This is a genomic window from Psychrobacter sp., from assembly GCF_018260395.1.
Classification (GTDB): domain Bacteria; phylum Pseudomonadota; class Gammaproteobacteria; order Pseudomonadales; family Moraxellaceae; genus Psychrobacter.
The window spans coordinates 1-7599 of record NZ_JAGLBC010000117.1; the positions used below are offsets into that span (position 1 = coordinate 1).

Annotated in this window: 6 protein-coding genes; 2 read left to right on the forward strand and 4 right to left on the reverse strand. The window is 37.9% G+C overall.

All coding sequences use genetic code 11. The features are described from left to right. Positions 1 to 347 precede the first annotated feature (347 nt). The 3 genes from fusA to rpsL all read right to left on the reverse strand — a co-directional run bounded on the left by fusA (position 348) and on the right by rpsL (position 3968). Positions 348 to 2477 carry an elongation factor G gene (fusA, locus tag QZ265_RS08635; protein ID WP_296405340.1) on the reverse strand — a complete coding sequence of 710 codons (2130 nt, stop codon included), beginning with the start codon at positions 2475 to 2477 and terminating at the stop codon, positions 348 to 350. 489 nt (positions 2478 to 2966) lie between these two features. Further along, positions 2967 to 3440: a 30S ribosomal protein S7 gene (rpsG, locus tag QZ265_RS08640; RefSeq protein WP_296405346.1), complete on the reverse strand. Its 474-nt coding sequence runs from the start codon at positions 3438 to 3440 to the stop codon at positions 2967 to 2969. A gap of 153 nt (positions 3441 to 3593) precedes the next feature. Further along, a complete protein-coding gene (gene rpsL / locus QZ265_RS08645) occupies positions 3594 to 3968 on the reverse strand; it encodes a 30S ribosomal protein S12 (protein WP_007395523.1) in 375 nt (124 codons plus the stop codon). A 580-nt stretch (positions 3969 to 4548) separates the two neighbouring features. On the opposite strand from rpsL, the gene QZ265_RS08650 reads away from it, so the two are divergent. Beyond that, a complete protein-coding gene (locus QZ265_RS08650; RefSeq protein WP_296405342.1) occupies positions 4549 to 5067 on the forward strand; it encodes a peptidylprolyl isomerase in 519 nt (172 codons plus the stop codon). A 205-nt stretch (positions 5068 to 5272) separates the two neighbouring features. Further along, complete coding sequence (locus tag QZ265_RS08655; protein ID WP_296405344.1) at positions 5273 to 6313, forward strand: aldo/keto reductase; 1041 nt, start codon at positions 5273 to 5275, stop codon at positions 6311 to 6313. A gap of 178 nt (positions 6314 to 6491) precedes the next feature. Here the strand turns inward: QZ265_RS08655 and QZ265_RS08660 are convergent, their stop codons facing one another. Beyond that, on the reverse strand, positions 6492 to 7259 hold the full coding sequence (locus QZ265_RS08660) for a lysophospholipid acyltransferase family protein (protein WP_296405348.1): 768 nt from the start codon (positions 7257 to 7259) through the stop codon (positions 6492 to 6494). Positions 7260 to 7599: the final 340 nt, after the last annotated feature.

The following is a 7599-nucleotide window of genomic DNA, read 5'->3' on the forward strand; positions in this document are numbered from 1 at the left end:
CGTGTGGCTTTAATCGTTCAAATTTGGCCTTTGCCATGAGTGTATCCTCTTATTAAATCTTAATTCAATTAAAACAGCTAGGAATAATAACTTAAGGTTATTGATCTAGTGTCAGATAATAATATTCTCGAAAGTGCTTATCAAGTTAATGACAAATAATATAAGAAAACCTTAGTAAATGACAAGCCCCTGATACGCAATTGGTCATAAATTCACCAACTAATTACAATCTATTCCTTATAGGAATAATGTGGCTTGGTATAACTTAAAAGTTTTAATATAAAAGCCTGACTAATACAGACTTTTATGTTCAGAATTATATTTGTCACTCACTTAAACAATAAATACTACTCTTCGTCGTCATCTTTGCCAGAGAATTTCTTCATAATCTCTTCAGCTACAGACTTAGGTGTTTCAGCATACTTTTGGAATTCCATAGAGTATGTTGCACGGCCTTGAGACATAGAACGAACGTTAGTAGCATAACCAAACATTTCTGCTAAAGGTACTTCTGCACGAATCTGTTTAGTGCCACCAGGTAAATCATCCATACCTTGAACCATACCACGACGACGGTTTAAGTCACCCATGATATCACCCATATATTCTTCTGGAGTTTCAACTTCAACTTTCATAATTGGCTCAAGAAGTACTGGGTTTGCATTCATGAAGCCTTTTTTGAACGCGATTGAACCAGCCATTTTGAACGATAGTTCGTCAGAGTCAACATCATGGTATGAACCATCATAAAGAATCGCTTTAACACCAACGATTGGGTAACCTGCAAGGATACCATTCTTCATACGCTCTTGAATACCTTTATCAACTGCGCCATGATATTCTTTAGGTACAACACCACCCACAACCTGTTCTTCAAACTGATAATCAATACCTGAGTCTAAATCTATAGGCTCAAGCTTTAACCATACGTGACCAAACTTACCACGACCACCCGTTTGACGAACAAATTTACCCTCTTGTTCAACTGTACCACGGATTGTTTCACGGTATGCAACTTGTGGTGCACCAATATTAGCTTCAACTTTAAATTCACGCTTCATACGATCTACAAGGATCTCTAGATGAAGCTCACCCATACCACTGATAATAGTCTGACCTGATTCTTCATCTGTATGAACACGGAATGAAGGATCTTCTTTTGCCAAACGGCCAAGAGCAATTGACATTTTTTCTTGGTCAGCTTTTGTTTTTGGCTCAACAGCAAGACTAATCACTGGCTCAGGGAATTCCATACGCTCAAGAGTAATGATTTCTTTTTCATCACAAAGGGTATCACCAGTACCAACATCTTTCATACCAACTAGAGCAGCGATATCACCAGCGCGAATTTCTTCAAGCTCTTCTTGCGAGTTTGCATGCATCTGTACAATACGGCCAACACGCTCACGCTTCATCTTAACTGGGTTATAAACGCTTTCACCTTGCTTAATAACACCTGAGTAAACTCGTACGAAAGTTAAGTTACCTACGAATTTATCATTCATAATTTTAAATGCAAGCGCAGCAAACGGAGCTTCATCAGAAGCTTCACGAGTACCTTCAGTTTCAGCTTTGTCATCTAGAATACCTTTAATAGCAGGTACGTCTTGAGGGGCTGGCATATACTGAATAACCGCATCCAACATCTTTTGTACACCTTTATTTTTAAAGGCAGTACCACAGAACATTGGGATAATCTCATTATTAATAGTACGCTGACGAATAGCTGCATGAATTTCATCATTAGTAAGCTCTTCGCCTTCTAAGTATTTATTCATTAACTCTTCATTGGCTTCAGCAGCAACTTCTACAAGCTCACTACGATACTCTTCAGCTTTTTCTTTAAGCTCTTCAGGGATTTCACGCTCATCAAACTGCATACCTTGAGATTCTGTATCCCAATAAATAGCTTTCATCGTGATTAAATCAACAACACCCTCGAAGTCATCTTCTTTACCAATAGGGATAACCATAGCAACAGGTGTACCACCTAAACGGGTTTTAACTTGCTCTTTAACACGGTAGAAATCAGCACCAACACGGTCCATTTTATTAACGAACGCTAGACGAGGTACTTTATATTTATTAGCTTGACGCCAAACTGTTTCTGACTGAGGCTGTACACCACCAACCGCACAATAAACCATACATGCACCGTCAAGTACACGCATTGAACGCTCTACTTCGATAGTGAAGTCAACGTGGCCTGGGGTATCAATGATGTTAATGCGATGTTCTGGGAACTGCTTAGCCATACCAGACCAAAAACAAGTCGTTGCAGCCGAAGTAATAGTAATACCACGCTCCTGCTCTTGTTCCATCCAGTCCATTGTTGCAGCGCCATCGTGTACTTCACCGATTTTGTGACTTACACCGGTATAGAATAAGATACGTTCAGTTGTGGTTGTTTTACCAGCATCAATGTGTGCTGAAATACCAATATTACGATATCGGTTTAAGGGGGTTGCACGTGCCATAATTTTTTCCTAATGGAATATCTTTATAATTTATTTCGTTCTACGAGTTTGTGAAAGGCAGGAGGCTACAATAGCTTCTTAAGATGACATTTTTATGATACAAATGCTGATAGCTATATTAACACCAGCCTATTATGCACCAATTGATGAAACATCGATTAGTTAGAAAAAAACTGACTGTGTTTTTAGGCAGTTATCCCAACTCACCAGCACTTATCAAAAACTTATTAGTTTTAACGCTTATTATCTGTTGAGCTTATTGTTTATTTAAACGCTTATTGTCTGCTTTAACTTACACTTAAGAAACTAAGCAAACCTTAATTTGTGTAATTTTTATAGAGTGAGGCTATTAACAATCGCAATTCTTAATAGCCCTAAAACAACTTATTTATATTTTGATCTTTACCTACTAACTTAGACATTAATATTGCTTTAGTTTATGCACACAATATTAACATCAAGTAACTGCTTTAGAAGCGATACTGAGATTTAGAAGCGATAATGAGAGAATGCTTTGTTAGCATCTGCCATACGGTGAACTTCGTCACGTTTTTTAACTGCATTACCTTTACCTTCTGAAGCATCACCTAGCTCACCCGCTAAACGGTGTGCCATAGATTTTTCAGAGCGCTTAGAAGCTGCATCGGCTAACCAACGCATCGCTAAAGCTGTACGACGGGAGGGGCGTACTTCCATAGGAACCTGATACGTTGCACCACCAACACGGCGAGCTTTAACTTCAACCATTGGGCGAACGTTTTCAAGTACTTCTTCAAAAAATGCAACCGGATCTTCGATGTTGCGTTTTTCAGATACTTGCTCTAATGCACCATATACAATACGTTCTGCAGTAGATTTTTTACCATCAACCATAACGTGGTTGATGAATTTTGCGATAGTTTGGCTACCAAATTTTGGATCCGGTAGGATCTCACGAGTAGCGACGACGCGACGTCTTGGCATAATATATTCCTTATCTTCAGGGTTGTCTGGCATTCATAACCATATATGACTACAGGTTTTAAATAGTGGTTACCAGCCAGCCTTACTGCATGGTGGTATGTTCGCTAATCAGCAGAACACCAAACCCATGCATGTTACTTAGTAATTTGCTAATTAAGCCTTAGGCTTCTTAGCACCATATTTAGAACGACCTTGCTTACGGTCTTTAACGCCTGCACAGTCAAGTGCGCCGCGAACAGTGTGATAACGTACACCTGGTAAGTCTTTAACACGACCACCACGGATAAGTACTACACTATGCTCTTGCAAGTTATGACCTTCACCACCGATGTAGCTAGATACTTCATAACCTGAAGTTAAACGTACACGACATACTTTACGCATGGCTGAGTTTGGTTTTTTAGGCGTGGTAGTATATACACGAGTACATACACCGCGACGTTGTGGGCATGATTGTAAAGCAGGAACACCAGACTTTTCCTTTAATACTTTACGACCCTTGCGAATCAATTGGTTAGTTGTTGCCATAAGGCATCCTTCTCCCGTTTATTAAATACAAAAAAATGGGTTTTAAAACCGTCATCTGTCATTTTAAACCGCATATAGCTTCAAGATAAAAACCTTAAATGCATATAAAGGTTATATAAATGCTACGACAGCTTACCCATTTTTCGGACACTATATTATATAGACTAATTGGAGAATACTCAAGTCCCTATTGACTTTATAAATCTTCTATAAATGTCATCATATTGCTTATTTTAAGTTATGGCCAAAAACTCTTAAGCGCCAAGATATTGTAATAAATTTACACTCAATATAAACACGCTTAGAACCCTGTTATTTTGCTTTATGATAAACTACTGAGACTTAAACTTTGAGATTAGAATCAGCTTATATATCCATATAAAAAATTTATGATTTTCTAAATCCTTTATAGTCCGACAACTTTTATAACTATTTAATTATTATTGGTTAGTTATTATTGTTTAGTTATAAGTGGTTAATTATTATTGGCTAACTATTTGCGACTCTCTAACTTTTATTAAATTCTCAAAGTTTAAAATTATCTACCCTACTCCTACTAGCAACTTTAAGTGATTTCACCATGAATAATTTAAGTTCTTCTGCAGATGCAACTACCTTTATTAATCCAAATCAAGACACCCGAATTACCCAAGGTAGTCAAGTACAGCTTCACTTTGAAGTGTCTTTGGAAAACGGTACCGTTATCGATACTACGTTTAGTCGTCCTGAGCCAGTTCGCTTAACCATTGGTGACGGCAGTTTATTACCAGGCTTTGAAAGCGTGCTTAATAATCTTCGTGCCGGAGACACTCGCACGGCGCATCTTGATCCAGAACAAGCTTTTGGTGAATGGAATGAAGACAATTTACAAAGCTTTAGCGCTGCTCAATTTGCTTTATCTGAACCCAATCCTGAAGTAGGTATGATGATGGAGTTTGAAGACAAAGGGAAAAACACTTTACCAGGAGTTATCAGTAAAGTAACAGATGAAGAGGTGGAAGTGGATTTTAACCATCCACTTGCCGGTCAGCCTGTGTTATTTAAAGTTCAAGTTTTTAAGGTCACACCTCCTGGACAAACAGGCGTGCAGTTAATGTAGCAAAAAAGCAATTAATGCGATCTATCCAAAATTTGTTCTAAATTACTGTAATCTCGTGACAACCCGTTAATCAAAGACCCTACTTACATAGCTATTATAGAATCTATATACAGGGTTATGTATGGTTAATAAACGATTTTTAAAACGATTAAATTTAATGAATGAACTGAATTAAAATAACAAAATTGGTATAGAGGAATTAACAATGAAATTTACTACATTGCCAAAACTTGGTGATAAAGTTTCTAAAATATGCTTAGGCACTATGACATGGGGTCAACAAAATTCAGAAGCTGAAGCCCATGAGCAAATGGACTTTGCCTTATCTAAAGAGGTGAACTTTTGGGACACTGCTGAGATGTACCCCTCACCACCTTCCAAAGATAAACAAGGCGATACCGAACGTTTCATAGGCACTTGGTTTGCCAAAACCAAAAAGCGTAATGAGGTGGTATTGGCCAGTAAAATCTCTCCAATGGACTTTTTAAGAGATGGCAAAACTCGATTTAATGCCAAGCATATCTCAGAAGCTTTAGACGCTAATTTAAAGCGTTTACAGACAGATCATATTGATATTTATCAACTACATTGGCCTGAGCGAAGAACCAACTACTTCAGCACTCGAGGGTACACTGAGGAGATGGCTGCTCAAGATCTAACTAATTTGACCCCTTTTTTAGAGACTATTGAAGCGCTAAACGCTGAAATAAAAAAAGGACGTATAAGAGCGTTTGGATTATCTAATGATAGCGCATGGGGTGTGATGCGCTACTTGTGGGAGGCAGAAAAGGCAGGTTTAGAAGGCCCAATTACTGTCCAAAACCCTTATAGCTTACTTAACCGTCTTTATGAAGTGGGATTGGCAGAAATATCCCACCGTGAGAATGTGGGGCTACTGGCTTATTCACCTTTAGGATTTGGAGTATTATCGGGTAAATACTTAAATGGCGAACAGCCTGAGGGTGCAAGGCTGACATTGTATGATCGTTTCCAGCGTTATACCAATGACGAAGCCAGATGGGCTACTGAAAAATATGCACAAATTGCTGAACAAGCAGGACTCGATATGGCGCAAATGGCACTGGCTTTTGTGAACAGTCGACATTTTGTCACCAGTAATATTATCGGCGCCACTTCAATAGAGCAACTACAAACCAATATCGACAGTATCAATGTTGAATTAAGCCAAGAGGTTTTAGACGCTATTGAAGACGTTCATCGTCAACAACCTAACCCATCGCCATAGCTTTAACCAAAGCCATATAATTTAAGCTATGTAGATAGGTTATATAGACGCTACCTTAAAGCTTTAAACAAAAACACTGCTCACAATTAAGTAAGCAGTGTTTTTTTTAACTTAGTTCAAGTAGCCAATTTTAATGAACTGTCTAAAATAAAATAAAGTTTAAATAAAGTGACTATAACTATTTTTTAGTAAGGACACGGTTATGCAACTCTTGTAATCCTTTTTGCATTGATTCATGAAGTTCGATCGTTAGCTCATCACGCGTTTTATTTAAAGTATCAATTTGCTCTAAAGGTAGAATATAAGCAGTAACAGGGTCACTATCCATCACATTTAAGAAGCTTTTGGTAAAGGAGGTCTTGCCAACAAAAGGGACTTTGTCGTCTAATTCGCCTTTGGCATTAACATAACATAGCACAAGTGGCTGAATAGGTTTATTAGCATCCATGGCTGCTTGTAATAATTTGCCATATATTTTTTTAATATTAGTCCCATCAGTGGTGGTACCTTCTGGGTAAAAAAGGATTGAATACCCTTTTGTTAAAAACTCAGCAATTTGATCTGCTACTTTTCCTGAGTCGCCAGAGCCTCGCTTGATAAACAATGATCCACAAGCTCGTGCCAAACGTCCGAAAGCAGGCATAGCTTCAACTTCAGCCTTTGATAAGAAAAAAGCAGGTACCACACTACCTAATACGGGGATATCCATCCATGAAATGTGGTTGGCTGCCCATAATCCGTGGGTATCAGGTAAAGGCTCAACAGCAACCACTTCTACATTAAAAGCGGCCGCCATATTGCGACAAAATATTTTGTTATATTTTGGCAAATCATCACGTTTAGGAACCTCGCCCCATCCATCAACTTTGGTAATCGCACGATAGCCACCTACCATAGTTTCAGTCATGCCTTTTAATACTTGAGCACGTTGCCATTGCCTATTCATAAGTTTAATACCAGGCACTTTACCACTTATTTTATTTTTAAGACCTTTATTTTTTTCGCCTTTATGTTTATCACCTTTATTCTTAGAGCCAGTAATGAATTTGTCTCTAGTAGGGTGATCATAATCATTAGTTTGAACGTCTTTTTCCATAAAAATTCCTGTTTAAGTCCATTTAGGTTTCATTATAATTTTAGAATATACTTAAGGCGTGTACCTATATGCAAATTAAATAAGTTATGGTCTAAAAATGGCTATATTTATTTTGCTCAGTTTTATAAAAACTAAACTTCTTGGATTCAATTACGAAGTGCAACGGCTCCGAATCTAGATTTTACCTCGA

Bases quoted from the DNA above. Each gene is read 5' to 3' on its own strand.
- fusA (WP_296405340.1), bottom strand. From the start codon at position 2,477: ATGGCACGTGCAACCCCCTTAAACCGATATCGTAATATTGGTATTTCA.
- rpsG (WP_296405346.1), bottom strand. From the start codon at position 3,440: ATGCCAAGACGTCGCGTCGTCGCTACTCGTGAGATCCTACCGGATCCA.
- rpsL (WP_007395523.1), bottom strand. From the start codon at position 3,968: ATGGCAACAACTAACCAATTGATTCGCAAGGGTCGTAAAGTATTAAAG.
- QZ265_RS08650 (WP_296405342.1), top strand. From the start codon at position 4,549: ATGAATAATTTAAGTTCTTCTGCAGATGCAACTACCTTTATTAATCCA.
- QZ265_RS08655 (WP_296405344.1), top strand. From the start codon at position 5,273: ATGAAATTTACTACATTGCCAAAACTTGGTGATAAAGTTTCTAAAATA.
- QZ265_RS08660 (WP_296405348.1), bottom strand. From the start codon at position 7,259: ATGAATAGGCAATGGCAACGTGCTCAAGTATTAAAAGGCATGACTGAA.